The following is a 17,739-nucleotide window of genomic DNA, read 5'->3' as shown; positions in this document are numbered from 1 at the left end:
TGCTCGTCGTCCACGGCGATGTGCGACTGGGCGCCCTGGGTGCCGTGGGGGATCAGCTTCGCGGTGTCCACGGCCGGCTTCTTGTCCGACTGCACGACCGCGACGGGCTTGGCGTCCACCGCCGGGGTGGCGGCGTGGGCGGCGATCGGACCGCCGGCGATGCCACCGGCGAACGCGAGACCAGCGATACCGAGAATGCTCTTCCGCATGATCGTGTTCATGATCAAAGCTCCTTCAGGGGGTGATGACCCACCAAGGGGGGTGTGGGTCAGCGCCACGAACCGGCGCTTCGAAAAGCAAAAAGGGGGAAAGTCTGAGGGCACTCCGTGAAACACCGGGGGGTGTCCACGGGGCCGGGTGTCCCGGGGTAAGGGCGGGGGGCTTCACCGCGCCGGGACCGTGTTCAACGACCGGCCGCCTGCCGTCATTCCCGGGGGGCTTGCCCGGGCGGGCTCCGCTGTGACACGGGGCCGGGGGGGTCGTGCGGCGCGAACCGTGTTCAACGACCGGCGGGCCACCGTCATTCCCGAGGGCCTTGCCATACCCAGCGGATGCACCACCGGGCAGGCTGCTACCTCGGCCGTCAGGGGGTGTCCAACGCCGGCGACCCGGCCACGATTCCGGCCCGAGGATGCCACCGGTCACACCCCAGAACCGCCCAGGCCACCCAACGGGGCGGATCGGGCCATCCCGCCCCGGGCACGAACCGGACACCACACGCCATTCACCCCAGGCGCGCCTGATGATCGACTCGACCTCCATGAAGTCGGGGCATCCACGCGACCCGGACACCCCGACATCAAGGAACCCGAGTCAATCAAGCCGCAGACTAAACCGGCCGGTCCCAGACGAAACCGGCCGGCCCCAGAAGGGACCGGCCGGTTCACGAGTTCCACACCTCACCAGAGCTGCTGGACGATGTCCGCCGCCTGGTCCTCCCACTGCGCGTAGGCGAACGGGAAGGCCGAGACCTGGACGGTCTGGGCGGCCTGCGACAGCGGCATGTTCTGCCACCCGTCCACGTTCTTCAGCGCCGTGAAGAAGGCGGTGGCTGCGTAGTCGGGGTCGGTGATCTGCTCAGGGGTGCCCCAACCGGACGACGGGCGCTGCTGGAACAGGCCCTCCGAGTCGTGGTCGTTGGACGCGCCGAGGTTACCGAGGTTGTAGAGCTTCGACTCCTGCAGCGACGTCGCGACACCGATCACCGCGCCACGATCACCCACGCCCGTCTTCTTGGCGGCCTTGATGATCGCCTTGGCGTTGTCCCGCTGCGCGTCGTCCAGCGGGATGCGCGACTGAGCGCCCTGAACGCCGAACGGGACCAGCTGCTCCCGGCTCGGCTGGCCGCCACCCCGCTTGCCGTCGCGGGCACCGGTGGTCATACCGGAATCGTCCGTGGCGCCCTGCTTGTCGTGCCCACCGTTGCTGGTGGCGAAGTCGATGGCGGCGATGGCCGCGTCGTGCGGTCCGATGGTGACGGGAGCCGCCACCGCGGTCGGCCCGAACGCGAGGCCGCCGATGGCGGCCACGCCCACCACGCTCAGTGCGGTCTTCTGGTAAGAGTCCTTCGCGATGGCCGGGAGCCATCGAGTGAAGTCGAACTTCACGATGGTTGCCCTTTCGATCATGCGAAGCGCTCCGGGATGAGCACTCCTCGGGGGATGTCCGCACCGGAAATGGGTTTGGGCTCGGGCGGTACGGGGGACACAACCAGGTTGGCGTGTCGGTCATTCCGGATATGACCCCGCTGCGGGCGGCTGCGGCGCTGGTCACACCGCGGAACAGGGACACCTGGCCTGGCACCGCGCGACACCAGACATCAGCGAACCCGCGCAACACCAGACATCAGCTCACCTTCGTGACGACCGCTCCTCGGATGCGTGTTCTGGGCCCGCACCGCCCCACACCGTGCGGTGGCGGAGGAAGCAAGGACCCGGCGTACGGCGCGGCGCAAAGAGCCCACCCCGGCGGGATAGGGTCGAGAAGCGCCGACCGGGAGGCGACGACGTGATCCGCGCTCCGCTGCCCGGTCGTCGACGGCACCGGACCCAAGCGCGCCGGGCAACCGCGCGTGCCGACCCCCGCAGCGGACCGTGCGCCGCTCGGCGTGCCCCGCCCGACGAGAGGCCACCCGATGAGCACTGCGGAGTACAGGCTGCGGCCGGTCGGCCGGGTCGAGTCACCGCTGACCGATCCCGCGACCGCTCCGAAACAGGGGGACGAGGGCGCGCCGGAATCCTGGTTGGTGTTCGCACCGGAGGTCGCCCCGGCGCTACACGACCTGCGGCCCGGCACCGAGGCGCTGGTGATGACCTGGCTCGACCGGGCCCGGCGGGATGTGCTGACGGTGCATCCGCGCGGTGACACGTCGCGACCGGAGACGGGGGTCTTCTCCACCCGGTCGCCGCACCGGCCCAATCCGATCGGCCTGCACCGGGTACGCCTGCTGGCGATCGACGGTCTGCGGGTGCGCGTCGCCGACCTGGAGGCGCTCGACGGTACGCCGGTGCTGGACGTCAAGCCGGTGCTCGGCGACCCCACCGAACGGTGAGCCACCACATCGGCCGGCGCGGCGGATGATGTGGCCCGGACGGGCGAAGCCCACGGACCGGTACGTGGCCGAGCCGGAACGGCCGACCACGTACCGGCGGAACGGTCAGTGGCCCCGGGCGATCCACTCGTCCAGGTGCGGCGCCTCAGCGCCGATCGTGGTGTCGTCGCCGTGGCCGGTGTGCACCACCGTGTCCGGGGGCAGGGTGAGCAGCCGGTCCCGGATCGACTCGATGATGAGGCCGAAGTCGCTGTAGGACCGGCCGGTGGCGCCCGGGCCGCCGGCGAAGAGGGTGTCGCCGGTGAACACGGCGCCCAGCGCGGGCGCGTGGAAACTGCACGCGCCGGGGCTGTGCCCGGGAGTGTGCAGCACCGTCAGCACGATGCCGGCCACCTCGAGGTTCTCCCCGTCGCGCAGCGCGCCGCCGGGCGCGACGTCCGGGTGGGTCAGGTCCCAGAGGATCCGGTCGTCGGGGTGCAGCAGCACCGGAGCGCCGGTGGCCCGGGCCAGCGCCGGAGCTACCCGGACATGGTCGTCGTGGGCGTGGGTGGCGAGGATCGCCCGGACCCGGCGCTCCCCCACCACGTGCAGGATCGCGTCCACGTCGTGCGGTGCGTCCAGCACGACACACTCGGTGTCGTCCCCGATCACCCACACGTTGTTGTCCACGTCGAACGTCTGCCCGTCCAGCGAGAACGTGCCGGTGGTGACCGCGTGGTCGATCCGAGCGGTCACGGAAGTACCACCACCGAGCGCAGCACGTCGCCGTGGTGCATCCGCTCGAACGCCTGCTCCACCTGGTCCAGCGCGATCTCCTCGGTGACGAACGCGTCGAGGTCGAGGCGGCCCTGCAGGTAGAGCTCGGTCAGCATGGGGAAGTCGCGGCTGGGCAGGCAGTCGCCGTACCAGCTGGACTTGAGTGCACCGCCGCGGCCGAACACGTCGAGCAGCGGCACTTCGACGGTCATCTCCGGGGTCGGTACGCCGACCAGCACCACCGTGCCGGCGAGATCACGAGCGTAGAACGCCTGCTTCCACGTCTCCGGTCGGCCCACCGCGTCGATCACCACGTCGGCGCCGAACCCGCCGGTGGCCGCGCGGATCGCCTCGACCGGGTCCGCAGCCGTGGCGTCGACCGTGTGCGTGGCACCGAACTTGCGCGCCCAGTCGAGCTTGCGGGCGTCGGTGTCGATCGCGATGATCGTCGTCGCGCCGGCCAGCGCCGCCCCGGCGACCGCGGCGTCACCGACACCACCGCAACCGATCACCGCCACCGAGTCGCCCCGGCTGACCCCGCCGGTGTTCATGGCCGCGCCCAGGCCCGCCATGACCCCGCAGCCGAGCAGCCCCACCGCGGCCGGTCGAGCGGCCGGGTCGACCTTGGTGCACTGCCCGGCGTGCACCAGCGTCTTCTCGGCGAAGGCGCCGATGCCCAGGGCAGGGGTCAGTTCGGTGCCGTCGGTGAGGGTCATCTTCCGGGCGGCGTTGTGGGTGGCGAAGCAGTACCAGGGGCGGCCGCGCCGACAGGCTCGGCAGACGCCGCAGACCGCGCGCCAGTTCAGGATCACGAAGTCACCCGGGTCGACCTCGGTGACCCCCTCGCCGATCTCCTCGACGATCCCGGCCGCCTCGTGCCCGAGCAGGAACGGGTAGTCGTCGTTGATGCCGCCCTCGCGGTAGTGCAGGTCGGTGTGGCAGACCCCGCACGACTGGATCCGGACGATCGCCTCACCGGGCCCCGGGTCCGGCACCACGATCGTGGTGATCTCGACCGGCGCGCCCTTGCTGCGGGAGATGACTCCCCGGACCTCCTGGCTCACGCTTTTCCCTCCTGGTCGAGCGGTGGTGGCGGATCGGCCGCCGGGGCCGGTGCGGCTGCCGGGCACCGCGGACCCCGACGACGACCGGGTGCCCGCGGGCTTCGATGATCGACCCGAGGTGAACCTATCGGAAACCGTCCATCCGGCCTAGGGCCGGGCGGCTGAGCGCCACCCGGGTCCGACGCACACGCCGACGACAAGGCCGCGTCGTGGCGGGTTAACCGGCCCGATCGAGGGGTAGGCGGGGGCACGATCCGGCCTCACCGCGGGAGTGGTCATGAGAATTGCACATGTGCCGCTGCGCGCTTCCATCGGCGCGTACATGCTCAACTCCGGGCTGACCAAGCGAAACCTGGAGGGCGAGGCGGCCCAGGCGACCCACAGCATGGCAGTCGGGGCGATCCCGCAACTACGGCAGGTTCCCCCCGACCGGTTCGCCAAGGTGCTGTCGTACAGCGAGTTGGCGCTGGGCGCCGCCCTGCTCGTCCCGCTGGTGCCGTCGGCGCTGGTCGGGCTCGGGCTCACCGCCTTCGGCGCCGGGCTCGTGCAGCTCTACCTGAAGACGCCGGGGCTGCGCCAACCGGGCAGCGTACGCCCCACCGAGGCGGGTTCCGGGCTCGCCAAGGACGTCTGGCTGGTCGGCGCCGGGCTGACCCTGGTGCTGGACGGCCTCATTCCGCGGCGGCTGCGCCGCTGACCTGCGCGGCGGCTGCGCCGCTGACCTGCCCCGCGCGGCGTCAGCGCCGCCCCGTCGTGACCGCCACCGCGGGCTCGACACGCCTGGACGACTCGGCAGCGAGCCGGCGGCGGGTCGCGTTGCGGTGCCGGAACACCTGCACCGCGCCGAGCGACCAGAGCACGTACTGCAGCGCGAAGGCCCAACGGAACGCGTCGAGGTCGGGGGTCTGCCGCCCCGCCGGGGTCGCCGAGTCGAGCACGACGCCGACGGCGAGCACCAGCACGATGGAGGCTACGAAACCGCCCACGTTGACGATGCCGGTGGCGCTGCCGATGCGGCTGGCCGGGTTGAAGGTGCGCGCGTAGTCGAAGCCGATGATCGAGGCGGGTCCGTTGACGGCGAGCACCAGCACCAGTGCCACCAGCAGCCAGTGCGGCGCGGGCCCGGGCCAGGCGAGCACCACGGCCCAGACCGCCGCGGTGGCCGCCACGACCGTGAAGACGAGCACCGAGCGACGGTACGGGTGCCGGGCGCAGAGGTGAGCCAGCACCGGTCCGACCAGCAGGCCGGCCACCGTCATCAGGGTGAGCAGGGACGCCGCCGTGGTGGGCGTGAGGCCCTGCCCCTGAACCAGGAACGGGTAGCCCCAGAGCAGCGCGAAGACCGAGCCGGAGAACTGGGTGACGAAGTGCGTCCAGAGGCCCAGCCGGGTGCCGGGCTGGGCCCAGGCGGCGGCCAGCTCCCGGCGGACGGCACCGGGCCGGGGCGGCGGGCCGGCGAGGGTCTCCCGGTACGGGGTGTCGCGTACCGCGACGAGGACCAGGAGCACGACTGTCGTGCCGAGTGCCGCGGCGACGAGGAACGCCGGTGTCCAGCCGAAGTGGTGCAGCAGCGCCACCAGGGGCACCGCGCCGAGGACGGCGCCGAGCTGCCCGAGCGTGCCGGTGAGCTGCACGATGAGCGGGTTGGCCCGACCTGGGAACCAGAAGGTCACGATGCGTAGCACGCTGATGAACGTCATCGCGTCGCCGAGCCCGACGAGGATCCGGGCCACCACGGCGAGACGCACGTCGGTGGCGAGGGCGAAGCAGAGCTGCCCGGCGACCATCAACGCGCCGCCGGTGATGAGCAGCCGGCGCGAGCCGAAGCGGTCGAGCAGCACCCCGACCGGAACCTGCATCGCCGCGTACACGGCGAGCTGGGCCACGGAGAAGGTGGCCAACGCGGAGGCGTTGATGTCGAAGCGGTGGGTGGCGTCGACCCCGGTGACGCCGAGCGAGCTGCGGTGGAAGACCGCGGCCACGTACGCGGCGAGTGCCACGCCCCAGACCAGTACGGCTCGGCGGCGTGCGGGAGCGGCGGCGCTCACCGCGGTGTCCGCGGTAGCCGTCATACGTCCATCCTCGGCCGGACGTCGGATCGGCTCGGGGCCGGTCACCGGCAACGTGGCGTGGACCACCGGCCCACGCTCCCGACCGGGCCGTCGCGCCGGCGTGGCGTGACCAGCCCGGACACGCGGATGGGGCAGTCCCGCTGCGGGACTGCCCCATCTCGATCAGTGCCTTCGGTCGGCCGTACTCGGACGGCTCGGACGGCTCGTGGGTCGGCTCAGAAGCCGAGCACGCCCTGTCCCCCGACCACGGGCAGCCGCAGTTCGCTGTGGTCCGGCGCGACGCGCAGCTCCGTGCCGCCGTTCGGCAGCAAGGTGTACTCCTGGTCGCTGGAGAAGACGACCACGCCGATCCGGTGGCCGGCCGGGAAGATGTAGTCCTTCGGCTCGAGGGTCCACCGGAAGTCGTACAACTTGCCCTGCTTGAGCTGCTCCGTGCGGGCCGCGCTCTTGCGGTTCTGCGGGTCCATCCAGCCCCGGGTCACCACGGTCGGCGCGGCGGTCGAGCCGGCCGGGCCGTAGTCGACCAGGTAGGTGGTCAGGTTCGCGTCCGGCTTGTTGTCGATCGCCATCCGCAGCCGCATCTCCGGCCGCCCGGAGATGCGGACATCCTGCTCGAGCGCCGGGGAGAGGTAGGCGAGTCGGTTCGGGCTCGCCGCGTCCGGGCCGGCCACCAGGGCGTCCGGTCCGATGGTGCGGCCCTCGTCGACGAAGCTCTGCTCGACCTTGCCCTTCGGCCGCTTGCCGGTGGTGAGCGTGCCGGGCTGGGTGGCGTTGGTGGCGGCCAGCTTCACCGCGACCTCGCGTGCCCCCGGGTCCGGCCAGTTGGCGTACGTGGTGTAGGCCCGGTCCTCCCGCTGCAGCACGGCGGTCGGCTCGTCCATGATCCCGTTCGGCACGTTCCACAGCCAGTAGTCGAACCAGCGGTTCTCGGTCTGCTTGTACGTCCAGGTGCGGCCGTCCGGCAGGGTCACCGACGCGTTGTTGCCGGGGCCGCCGTGCCCGCCCTGGTGCAGCCAGATCTTGCGCGGGACGTCGCGCTTGGCGAGCTGGTCCCACCAGCCGGCGAAGTGCTCGGTCTTCACGTTCCAGTCGTTGAGGCCGTGTACGACGAAGACGCTCGCGTGCACGTTCCGCGCGTCGAGGTAGTCGCGGTCCGCCCAGAACTTCGTGTAGTCGCCGGTGACCCGGTCCTGCTCCTCGGTGAGCTTCGCGATCTCGTCGGCGCAGGGGCCCTCGGCGCGGGTCTGCCCGGCGGTGAACTGGGCGAGGATGTCGGTGTCCTCACCCTGGTAGGTGCCGGGTGCGACGACCAGGCCGTTGGCCCGGTAGTAGTCGTACCAGCTGCTGATCGCGGAGACCGGCACGATGGTCTTGAGACCCTCGACGCCGGTCGTGGCGACCTGGTTGGGCAGGGTGCCGTTGTAGGAGACACCGGTCATACCGACCGCGCCGGTGGTCCAGCCGGCGGTGACCGGGGCGCCGCCGGCGTCGTAGCCCTTCGCCCGCCCGTTCAGCCAGTCGATGACCGCCTTCGTGCCGAGCGTCTCGGCCTGGTCGCCGCTGGTGGGGCAGCCGTCGGAGTCGGCGGTGCCGACGCTCTGGCCGAGCACCACGGCGTAGCCGCGCGGCACGTAGTAGTCGTCGAGCGAGCCGGGCAGGTTCGCCTTCGCCTCCGCGCGCTGCACGCCCATGTCGAGCGCCCTCAGCCCGGAGTGGCCGGTCTGGCCGTTCTGCGGCAGGTCGTCGACCAGCACGCTCGGGTAGGGCACGTCGCCCCAGGTGTCCTTGCGGTAGGGGCTGTGCTCGAAGATGACCGGCACCTTGAGGCCCTGCGTGGCGGTCTCCCGCGGGCGGGAGATGTCGATGGCCACCCGGTCGGGGCGGCCGTCGTGGTCGGTGTCGACCGGGGTCTGCACGTACACCCGTTCCTCGATCGCGTCGGCGAGCGAGAACACCGGCTGGGTCATGCCGTCACTGACCACGATGCCCGGCTGCGGCGCGGCGGCGGGCGACGCCGCGGCGCTCGCGGGGGCGGCGCTCAGCAGCAGCGCGCCGGACACGCCGACGCCGAGCAGTGCTAAATGGGGAGATCGACGCACTCGCGTCTCCTTCGATCGGACTGATGGCCGGGTACGGCCAAGGGGTGGATTCCGAAGATCCATTCACCCCCATGCTAGGGATGGTCGGCGTTCCCGTCGATGACCATCAACCGCACGAAATCAGTCCGACTCGGACCGTTCGGCACGGCGAAGCAGCCCGTCGGGGTCCACCTCGAACCGTTCGCCGATCCGGCCGAGCAGGTCGGCGAGCCAGGCGGCCTCGTCCGGCGCGGCCCGTTCCAGCCGCATCCGGCGCACCCGCATCGGGGCCGCGCGCAGGTCCCGCAGCTCACCGGTCGCGGCGTCGAGGGTGGGCAGCCAGAGCAGCCGCAGGTGTGGCCGGTACGCCTCGTGACCACCGATTCCCTCGTAGTCGTCCACGAGGTCGCCGCAGCCGTAGAGGATCAGCCGTCCCCGGTGGACCTGCACCGGGCGAGGATGGTGCGACGAGTGGCCGTGCACCACGTCGACTCCCGCGTCGAGCAGGCGATGGGCGAACGTGACCTGCTCCCGCGTCACGTCGTACCCCCAGTTGGAGCCCCAGTGCACGGAGACCAGCACCCGGTCGGCCGGTCCGGCCTGCGCCGCGATCCGCTCGGCCAACGCGTCCGCGGCGGCCCCCGAAACCTCGGGAAGGTACGCCACGCCAGGCCGGTCCGCCGTGGCCGCCCAGTGCGGTGACACCCCGCTCGACCCGGCGGCCACGCCGAAGACCAGCAGCCGGCGGCCACCGGCGAGATCCACCGGGGCCGGCCGCCAGGCCGAGTCGGCGTCCCGGCCGGCGCCGGCCGTCGCGACGCCGACGCCGTCCATTGCGTCGAGCGTGTCGCTGAGCCCATCCGGGCCGAAGTCGAGGACGTGGTTGTTCGCCAGCGCGCAGACGTCGAGCCGGGCCGCGGCGAGGCAGGACGCGTTGCCCGGGTGCATCCGGTAGTGCACAGCCTTGCCCGGCTCATGCACGCCCCGCCCGGTCACCGCCGTCTCCAGGTTCACGATCCGCGCGTGCGGGCGCAGCTGGTCGAGCAGCTCCAGCGCCGCGCCCCACGGCCAGCTCACCGGTACGGGGCGCGGCAGTGGACCGTTCGTCCGCTCGGCCAGCCGCACGTACTCACGCGCGTCGTGGACCAGTTCCTCCCGCAGGTCGGGCGGGCCCGGGTGCGGCAGTATCGCGTCCACGCCACGGCCGGTCATCACGTCGCCGCCGAGAAACAGGCGGATGGTGTCGTCAGCCATTCGCCCACCATTCCACCCGGCGCGCGCCGGCACGGTCGGACGCGAACTCGACCCACCCGGGCGGGCCTGCTCGCTATCGTTTGGGCGACGGCCGGCCCGAGGAGCGTGTGTGACCCAGACCCGCTCGGCACGCCCGTGGTACCGGCGGATGACCGGACGGCGACGCGACGAACCGCACCGCACCGCGACCCCGCTGGAGCTCTTCTTCGACCTCTGCTTCGTGGTGGCCGTGGCGCAGGCCGCCGACAGCCTGCACCACGCGTTGTCGGAGGGGCACCTCGACCTCGCGGTCGGGCGCTACCTCATGGTCTTCTTCGCCATCTGGTGGGCCTGGATGAACTTCACCTGGTTCGCCTCCGCGTACGACACCGACGACGACGTCTACCGGATCACGACGTTCGTGGAGATCGCCGGCGCGCTGATCCTGGCCTCGGGGGTACCGCGCGCGTTCACCGAGGGCGACTTCGCCACGATCACGTTCGGGTACGTGGTGATGCGCCTGGCCACGATCGTGCAGTGGGTACGAGCCGCGGCCGGCGATCCGGACCACCGGCGCGCCGCACTCCGGTACGCCGGCGGGGTGTTCGTGGTGCAGGTCGGCTGGCTGCTTCGGCTCACCCTGCCGGACAGCTGGTTGGCGGCCTCCTTCCTGGTGCTGGCGCTCGCCGAGGTACTCGTGCCGGCGGTGGCGGAGCGGCCCGGGATGACCCCCTGGCATCCGCGGCACATCGTCGAACGGTACGGCCTGTTCACGCTGATCGTGCTCGGCGAGGTGGTGCTGGTGACGTCGCTGGCGATCCAAACCGGGTTGGACGCGGGCGACCGTCACCTCTGGTCCCTCGCCGCCGCCGGCACGGTGATCGTGTTCGCGCTCTGGTGGCTCTACTTCGACCGGCCGGCGGCGGTCTCGAACCGGCTGCGGCACGCACTGTTCTGGGGATACGGCCACTACCTGATCTTCGCCTCGATCGGCGCGGTGGGCGCCGGCCTGGCGGTGGAGGTGGACCACGAACGCGACGACAGCCATGTCTCCGGTCTGACCGCCGGTTACGCGGTGGCCGTGCCGGTGGCGGTGTACGTGGTCACCCTCTGGGCGCTGCACGTGCGTCGCCGACAGCACCGGTGGCTGACCGCGGCGTGCCTTGGCACGGCGGCGTTGGTGCTGCTCGTCCCGCTCGGGCCGGCGCCGGTACACCTCGTGGCGGTCCTGCTGTTCTGCCTGGTGGCGGTCACCGTGCTGGCGCGGAGGCTGAGCACCTCGCCGGACGCCACCGACCCGGGCCCCACCGCGAGCGACGGCGGCGGTCCGGTCGAGGCGGAGTGAGCGGCCGATCCACTGAACGCGACGACCCGTACACATCCGGTATGGGACACGGCGCGCTCAAGTGGGCAGAATTGCGTCATGTCTTGCCGTCGATGGCTGCTCGCCGACCAGCTCGGGCCCCACTTCCTCGACGACTCCGACCAACCGGTGTTGCTCATCGAGGCGCGGGAACTGTTCCGGCGACGACCGATGCACCGGCAGAAGGCGCACCTAATCCTCTCCAGCCTGCGGCACCGCGCCGCTGAACTCGGCGACCGCGCGCTGCTGCTGCGGGCCGGCACGTTCCGGGAGGCGTTCGACCGGCTCGCCGAGCCGGTCGAGGTCTGTCATCCACACTCGCGGGCGGCGATGCGCTTCGCGCGTTCCGTACCCGGCCTGGCGGTGCTGCCGGCCCGCGGGTTCATCACGAGCCCGGCGGACTTCGCGGCCTGGGCCGAGCAACAGCACGGCCCGCTGCGGATGGACGACTTCTACCGGCACGCCCTCGACCGCCACGGGCTGCTCCGCGCCCCGGCCGGGAGCGCGCCGGCCCACCGTCCGCCCCGCTCGGCCGACGCCACCCAGCCCGTACCGCCGCCACCGCCGGTCGTCGAGGATGACATCGACGCGCAGGTGCGCCACGACCTGGACCGGTGGGCGGCCGACGGGGTGCGGTTCGTGGGCCGCGACGGCCCCCGCCGCTTCCCCGCCACGCACACCGAGGCGCGCACCAGGCTCGCGCACTTCCTCCGCCACCGGCTGCCGGAATACGACAGGTACGCCGAGGTGATGAGCGCGCACGACCCGCTGCTGACGCACAGTGGGCTCTCCTCGTCGTTCAACCTCGGCCTGCTGGACCCGCGGCCGGCGGTACAGGCGGCGGAACGGGCCTGGCGCGACGGGTTGGCGCCACGGGCCGCCGCGGAACTCTTCATCCGCGGGCTGCTCGGCTGGCGCGAGTTCCTCTGGCAGCTCTACTGGTACGCCGAGCCCAGGTTTCCGGGCGCCGGCGCGCTGTCCGGCGCCGAGCCCCTTCCGCAGTGGTTCGCCGAGCTGGACGCGGACGCGGTCGAGGCGCGCTGCCTCGCCGACGTGCTGGCCACGGTACGCGACGCCGGGTTCACCCATCATGGTCCCCGGCTGCTGGTGCTCGGCAACTACGCGCTGCAACGCGGGTGGCGGCCGGCCGAACTGGTCGACTGGTTCCAGCGTTCGTTCGTCGACGGCACGGACTGGGTGATGAACGCGACGGTGCTCGGCATGAGCCACTACGCGGATCCGTCCCCGGTGGAGACCCGCCCGTACGCGGTTGACGGCACGTACATCGATGAAATCAGTGACTACTGTGCCGGCTGCCGGTACGCGCCGGAGCAGGCGCTCGGCGACCTGGCCTGCCCGTACACCGGCGGGTTCGAGATGTTCCTGCACCACAACCGGGGTCGGCTGGTCGACGACCCGCGGCTCGCCGCGGAGTTGATCCGCCGCGACGAGCCGGAGCACCGTGACGCGGTGCTGGCCCAGGAGGAGAAGCGGGGCAGCACCGCGCCCTGAGAGGGTGCTCGAGATGGGCGTGCCCCACTGCAACCCTCTGACCGTTCAGCGGCCCGGGGTCGGCGCGGCGGCGGACCCGGCGGCGGACCCGGCGGCGGTCACCGTCCGCCGGCGGGCACGGGCACTCCCCAGAAGCTGAGCAGGAGCCGGTGGAACTCGTCGGCCCGCTCGACCTGCGGCAGGTGCCCGCAGTCACGGAAGAGGTGGGTACGGGCCTTCGGCAGGGCGGCGCGGGCGGCCTCGAGATGGGTCGCCGGCAGGATGAGGTCACGCTCACCCCAGACCACCAGCGTCGGCACGTCCAGGTCGGCCATCCTGGCGAGCAGTTGCTCCCGCCACTGAGCGCGGACGCCCTGGAACTTGCCGAGGTTGCGGGCGATCTCGATCATCACCCGCCCGGTGTACGGCAGGCGGGCGATCGCCAGGGCGTGCGCGATCCGTTCCGCGGTCGCGAAGGCCGGGTCGTGGAAGAGCGCCAGCTCCGTCCGTCGGACGGCCGCCCGGCTCGGGAGCAGCAACAGCCGGCCGAGCGGGCGCACCGTGAGCAACCGCAGCGCGAGGGTCACCTCCCGGCCGAAGCCGGCGCTGCCGGCCAGCGCGAGGCTCGCGACCCGGTGCCGTTCGGTGACGGCGAGCTGCATGGCGATCGCGCCGCCGAGGGAGTTGCCGACGAGGTGCGCCGGCCGGTGCACGCCCACCGCGTCGAGGTACCGGCCGACGAACCGGGCCAGCGACGGCAGGTTGCACGGGTCCACCATCGGTAGTGATCCGCCGTGGCCGGGAAGGTCGACGCTGTGCACCCGGAACCGCTCGGCGAGCAACTCGTGCTGCTCGGCGAAGTCGCGCATGCTGCGGCCGATGCCGTGCAGCAGCACCACCGGCTCGCCGGCACCGTCGATGCGGTGCCGTACCCGCCGACCGGCGACGGTGACGTGCCGCGGCCGCTCTGCCGAGGTCATGTCGCCTCCCTCACGTTCTCGCCCGCAGACTGCTCAGCGCGGCGCTGGGCGGGCACACCAGACGCCGGTGACGTGGGGGACGGTGACGCGCTCGGCCGAGCCGACGCGCCGCCGTGGTTGACGCCGAGGGCGAGGATCCGGCCGTACGAGGCGGGCGTGACCCGGGCCAGCAGGTCCGGCAGCTTCGCGGACCAGCCGATCAGCACCCGGCCGCGACGGCGGGCCACGGCACGCAGGATCACCTCGGCGGCGGTGGCTGGCGGGATGGTGAGCAGCTTCTCGAACCGGCGCCGGCCCTGTTCGTACTCCTGGATGGCCACGCCGCTGCCGACGCGGGCGTTGGCGGCGATGCGGGTGTTGATCCCGCCGGGGTGGACGCAGGTGACGCCGATGCCGTCGTCGGCGAGCTCGTGGCGCAGCGCCTCGGTGAACCCGCGGACGGCGAACTTGCTCGCCGAGTACGCCGCCTGCCCGGCGGGAGCGATCAGGCCGAAGAGGCTGGAGACGTTCACCAGGTGCGCGCCGGGTTCGGCCTTGAGCGCGGGCAGCAGCTGGTGGGTCAGCTGCACCACGGCCCGGAAGTTGATGTCGACGACCCAGCTGAACTCCTCCAGGGTCACCTGGTCGAACCGGCCGCCGAGGGCGACCCCGGCGTTGTTGATCAGCAGCCGGATCCGGGGGTGCCGTTCCCGGATCTCGGCGGCGGTCCGGGCGGTGGCCGCGCCGTCGGCCAGGTCGACCACGTGGGTGTCGATCGGCAGGTCGGGGTGGGCGGCGCCCAGGGCGGCGACCACGCCGTCGAGGCGTGCGGCGTCCCGGTCCAGCAGGACGAGATGGCTGCCGCGCCGGGCCAGCCCGTGGGCCAGCGCCGCACCGATACCGCTCGCCGCGCCGGTGAGCACGGCCGTGCCCGCTGTGAAGTCGAAGCTACGCACGCGTCGCGCTCCTCTCCGGACTGCCCGCGCGGGAGAACCGCACGCCTTCGTCGGCGAGCCGGCCGTGCCGCAGCAGCAGCACGTCGCGGGGATAGTTCTGGTGCAGCCGCCAGGGCGCGGATCGGCCCTGCTTGGGCAACGCGTCCAGGCTACGCAGCACGTACCCGGAGCGCAGGTCGATCAGCGGCACCCGGTCGTCGTCCGGCGGCGGTTGCGGCGTGACGATCTGCTGGCCGGTGCGGTCCAGGTGCCTCAGCAGCCGGCAGACGTAGGTGGCCACCAGATCGGCCTTCAGGGTCCAGGAGGCGTTGGTGTAGCCGATGGTCATGGCGAGGTTCGGCACCGCGGAGAGCATCATGCCCTTGTAGGCGACGGTTCGCGCGAGGTCGACCTGCACGCCGTCCACCCGCACCGTCATGCCGCCGAGGGCGAGCAGGTTCAGCCCGGTGGCCGTGACCACGATGTCGGCGGGCAGCTCCTCCCCGGAGGCCAGCCGGATCCCGTGTTCGGTGAACGTGTCGATGGTGCCGGTGACCACCGAGGCGCGGCCGGCTCGGACGGCGGCGAAGAAGTCGCCGTCGGGCACGATGCACAGCCGCTGGTCCCACGGGTCGTAGCGGGGTGAGAAGTGCCGCTCGACGTCGTACCCGGCCGGCAGGTGACTCCGCGCGGACCGCCGCAACACCCGCTTCATCAGGCCGGGGGCCCGTCGGCTGAGCTGGAAGTTGGCGGTGGCGAGCAGGACGTTCTTCCAGCGGACCACCGGGTGGACGGCCTTCGCCGGCAGCCACCGCCGCAGCGCGTCGGCGAGCGCGTCACGCGAGGGCAGCGCGAGGATGTACGTCGGTGAGCGCTGGAGCATCGTCACGTGCTCGGCCCGGTCGGCCATCGCCGGTATGAGGGTGACTGCGGTGGCGCCGCTACCGATCACGACGACCCGTCGGCCGGCGTGGTCGAGGTCGGCCGGCCACTGTTGCGGATGGACGAGTCGCCCGGTGTACCGCTCGACGCCAGGCAGCCGCGGCGTGTAGCCGGCGTCGTAGCGGTAGTAGCCGGCGCAGACGTGCAGGAACCCGCAGGTCAACTCGACGGTCTCGCCGGTGTCGTCGCGGTGGGCCCGTACGGTCCAGCGCGCCGTGACGCTGTCCCACTCGGCGCTGACCACCCGGTGCCGGAAACGGATGTGCCGCTCGACGTCGTACTCGCGGGCGGTGTCGCGGACGTACTCGCGGATGGAGTCGCCGTCGGCTATCGACTTCGGGTTCGTCCAGGGTTTGAAGGAGTAGCCGAGCGTGAACATGTCCGAGTCGGACCGGACGCCCGGGTACCGGAACAGGTCCCAGGTGCCGCCGATGGCGTCACGGGACTCCAGCAACGCGTACGTCTTGTCCGGACAGTTGCGTCGCAGGTGGCAGGCGGCACCGACGCCGGACAGCCCGGCGCCGACGATGAGCACGTCGACGTGATCGCGGGCCAAGGCAGCTCCCCGGGTGGCGGTGGACCGGTCCCTATCCACCATCGTCGACGCCGGTCAACACTCTGTCAACAATCTCGACACCCTGTCGAAACGCGATAGCATCGACGACCATGACGACCGCCCGCGCCGCCGCCGGGAACACCGCCACGCGCGGTCGGCGCGCCGGCCGCCGCTCCGGCGACCAGCGTGAGCTGGCGATACTCGCCACCGCGGAACGGCTGATGACCGAGCGGCCGTTCGCCGAGATCTCCATCGACGACCTGGCCCGCGGAGCGGGTATCTCCCGTCCCGCCTTCTACTTCTACTTCCCGTCCAAGGACGCGGTGCTGCTGACCCTGCTGGACCGGGTCACCGCCGAGGCCGACGCGGCGGCCGGCGACACGCTCGACCGGATGGCCGACGACCCGCGGTCCCGCTGGCGCGACCTGATCGGCCGGTTCCACGACACGTTCCGCGCGCACAAGGCCGTGGTGCTGGCGTGCGCCCAGGCGCGCGGCGCCAACGCCGAGGTACGCGAACTGTGGGCGGCGGTGCTGGAACGCTGGGTGCGGTGCACGCAGACGGCCATCGAGGCCGAGCGGCGGCGCGGCGCGGCCCCGGACGGGTTGCCCGCCCGGGACCTGGCGATCGCGTTGAACTCGATGAACGAGCGGGTCATGCATGCCACCCTCGCCGGCGACGGACCTGCCGTGGCCGAGCCCGACGTGGTGGACGTACTGCTCGACGTGTGGCTGTCCACGATCTACCGCGACACCACTCCCCCAGCGGATTGAGCTACCTCGACCCGGCCGACGCTCGGGTGAAATCCATGATCCAGTTGGTCTCCCAGGTGCGCTCGCCGTCGGTGGAGAACGCCTGCTCCCAGCGGCACGAGGTGGCGGTGATCCCGGACCAGATGAACCGGCAGCGGACCGGACGCCCCTCGTCGAGGTCGTCGGCGTAGAAGGTGCCCACCCCGGCTACGAAGCGGCCGACCACCGGCGGCAGTTCCAGCACTCCGCGTCCGCTGTTCATCCAGTAGATCGCCCAGGTGCCGGCCGCCGGGTCGAAGATCCGCACGGTGGCCCCGGAGAAGCCCTTCGTCGGAAAGGTGATCTCGTCGAAGCTGCCGGCGCCGCCGAAGAACGTCCCGGCGACGCTGAACCCAGGGAACTCGTCCCAGTCGCCGCTGCCGACGTGTCGCTTGGTCAGCCGCCGGTTCGCCACGTCCCAGCTACCGATGAAGAAGTCGAAGTCGCCCATCAGACGCCCACCGGCCCCTCGGCGCGCGTGTCCGCCAGGTACGCCTTGACGTCCGGCGACTCCGGCGCGAGCACGTGCCGGATCCACGCGGCCCGCTCGTGTTCCAGCACGCCCAGCTCCCAGACGCAGCCCACCCCGGGCCGGTTCAGCGCCACGAAGTGGCTCGGGTCCTCGTCCGGGCAGCCCAGCACCGGCTGCCCGGCCACGGCGATACGTACCTCGATCACGTTGTCCCACGTCCAGCAGTACGCCAGCAGGTAGGCTCCGGTGTCCGCGCCCCGGTGCAGCACGACCCAGCCGGCGGGTGGGGTGCCGTCGGGGTCCGGGACGAGGCTCGGCAGCACCTCGTACGCGGCCTTCTCCACCTCCGGTTCGATGGGTCGCTCGGGCTGGTCGATGTGGTAGCGCTTGAACTGCCGGCCGGCGACCGTGATCGGTCCCGGCACCCGCAGGTCCTTGTCGCGAAATGCCATGCCGGGACGGTACGGACGCTTCAC

16 protein-coding genes and 1 pseudogene are annotated in these 17,739 nt (G+C 72.0%); 5 read left to right on the top strand and 12 right to left on the bottom strand.

The genetic code is table 11. The features are described from left to right. A pseudogene (locus tag BXA10_RS18660) lies at positions 1-221 on the bottom strand (hypothetical protein); the annotation flags it as partial. Between the two features lie 678 nt (positions 222-899). Beyond that, positions 900-1,607: a hypothetical protein gene (locus BXA10_RS18655; protein ID WP_076471689.1), complete on the bottom strand. Its 708-nt coding sequence runs from the start codon at positions 1,605-1,607 to the stop codon at positions 900-902. Between the two features lie 527 nt (positions 1,608-2,134). Between BXA10_RS18655 and tsaA the strand changes: the two genes are divergently transcribed. Next, the gene (gene tsaA / locus BXA10_RS18650; protein WP_139338042.1) at positions 2,135-2,551 is read left to right on the top strand and encodes a tRNA (N6-threonylcarbamoyladenosine(37)-N6)-methyltransferase TrmO; all 417 of its coding nucleotides are present in this window, start codon (positions 2,135-2,137) and stop codon (positions 2,549-2,551) included. Between the two features lie 105 nt (positions 2,552-2,656). Here the strand turns inward: tsaA and BXA10_RS18645 are convergent, their stop codons facing one another. Then, entirely contained in the window at positions 2,657-3,286 is a 630-nt protein-coding gene (locus BXA10_RS18645) for an MBL fold metallo-hydrolase (protein WP_076471659.1), read from the bottom strand. Next, positions 3,283-4,371, bottom strand: a complete 1,089-nt coding sequence (locus tag BXA10_RS18640; RefSeq protein ID WP_076471658.1) for an S-(hydroxymethyl)mycothiol dehydrogenase — start codon at positions 4,369-4,371, stop codon at positions 3,283-3,285. The genes BXA10_RS18645 and BXA10_RS18640 overlap by 4 nt, the downstream gene beginning before the upstream one ends. 277 nt (positions 4,372-4,648) lie before the next feature. Between BXA10_RS18640 and BXA10_RS18635 the strand changes: the two genes are divergently transcribed. Beyond that, positions 4,649-5,068, top strand: coding sequence for a hypothetical protein (locus BXA10_RS18635; protein WP_076471687.1), 420 nt, complete (start codon positions 4,649-4,651; stop codon positions 5,066-5,068). Between the two features lie 40 nt (positions 5,069-5,108). On the opposite strand, the gene BXA10_RS18630 is transcribed toward BXA10_RS18635, so the two are convergent. The 3 genes from BXA10_RS18630 to BXA10_RS18620 form a co-directional block, all read right to left on the bottom strand. After that, complete coding sequence (locus tag BXA10_RS18630) at positions 5,109-6,443, bottom strand: MFS transporter (protein ID WP_076471657.1); 1,335 nt, start codon at positions 6,441-6,443, stop codon at positions 5,109-5,111. A gap of 215 nt (positions 6,444-6,658) precedes the next feature. Next, positions 6,659-8,542, bottom strand: a complete 1,884-nt coding sequence (locus tag BXA10_RS18625) for a Xaa-Pro dipeptidyl-peptidase (RefSeq protein ID WP_076471656.1) — start codon at positions 8,540-8,542, stop codon at positions 6,659-6,661. Positions 8,543-8,662: 120 nt separating this feature from the next. Continuing rightward, entirely contained in the window at positions 8,663-9,775 is a 1,113-nt protein-coding gene (locus tag BXA10_RS18620; protein WP_076471655.1) for a CapA family protein, read from the bottom strand. Positions 9,776-9,884: 109 nt separating this feature from the next. On the opposite strand from BXA10_RS18620, the gene BXA10_RS18615 reads away from it, so the two are divergent. Both BXA10_RS18615 and BXA10_RS18610 read left to right on the top strand, forming a co-directional pair. Continuing rightward, the gene (locus BXA10_RS18615) at positions 9,885-11,099 is read left to right on the top strand and encodes a low temperature requirement protein A (protein ID WP_217696796.1); all 1,215 of its coding nucleotides are present in this window, start codon (positions 9,885-9,887) and stop codon (positions 11,097-11,099) included. Positions 11,100-11,177: 78 nt separating this feature from the next. Further along, entirely contained in the window at positions 11,178-12,629 is a 1,452-nt protein-coding gene (locus BXA10_RS18610) for a cryptochrome/photolyase family protein (protein ID WP_076471654.1), read from the top strand. A 98-nt stretch (positions 12,630-12,727) separates the two neighbouring features. Here the strand turns inward: BXA10_RS18610 and BXA10_RS18605 are convergent, their stop codons facing one another. The 3 genes from BXA10_RS18605 to BXA10_RS18595 are packed head-to-tail and all read right to left on the bottom strand — an operon-like array spanning position 12,728 to position 16,042. Next, on the bottom strand, positions 12,728-13,588 hold the full coding sequence (locus BXA10_RS18605) for an alpha/beta fold hydrolase (protein WP_076471653.1): 861 nt from the start codon (positions 13,586-13,588) through the stop codon (positions 12,728-12,730). Beyond that, entirely contained in the window at positions 13,585-14,523 is a 939-nt protein-coding gene (locus BXA10_RS18600) for an SDR family NAD(P)-dependent oxidoreductase (protein WP_076471652.1), read from the bottom strand. The genes BXA10_RS18605 and BXA10_RS18600 overlap by 4 nt, the downstream gene beginning before the upstream one ends. Continuing rightward, entirely contained in the window at positions 14,516-16,042 is a 1,527-nt protein-coding gene (locus BXA10_RS18595; protein ID WP_076471651.1) for a flavin-containing monooxygenase, read from the bottom strand. Before BXA10_RS18595 ends, BXA10_RS18600 begins: the two co-directional genes overlap by 8 nt. Before the next feature lie 68 nt (positions 16,043-16,110). Here BXA10_RS18595 and BXA10_RS18590 point away from each other — a divergent pair, with 68 nt between their 5' ends. Further along, entirely contained in the window at positions 16,111-16,773 is a 663-nt protein-coding gene (locus BXA10_RS18590) for a TetR/AcrR family transcriptional regulator (protein WP_076471650.1), read from the top strand. Position 16,774: 1 nt separating this feature from the next. Here the strand turns inward: BXA10_RS18590 and BXA10_RS18585 are convergent, their stop codons facing one another. Both BXA10_RS18585 and BXA10_RS18580 read right to left on the bottom strand, forming a co-directional pair. Continuing rightward, entirely contained in the window at positions 16,775-17,242 is a 468-nt protein-coding gene (locus tag BXA10_RS18585; protein ID WP_076471649.1) for a hypothetical protein, read from the bottom strand. Then, positions 17,242-17,715: a hypothetical protein gene (locus BXA10_RS18580; RefSeq protein ID WP_076471685.1), complete on the bottom strand. Its 474-nt coding sequence runs from the start codon at positions 17,713-17,715 to the stop codon at positions 17,242-17,244. The genes BXA10_RS18585 and BXA10_RS18580 overlap by 1 nt, the downstream gene beginning before the upstream one ends. Between the last annotated feature and the right edge of the window lie 24 nt (positions 17,716-17,739).

Source organism: Micromonospora avicenniae (assembly GCF_900156065.1).
Lineage (GTDB): Bacteria > Actinomycetota > Actinomycetes > Mycobacteriales > Micromonosporaceae > Micromonospora > Micromonospora avicenniae.
This window is presented reverse-complemented; position numbering and strand designations above follow the sequence as displayed.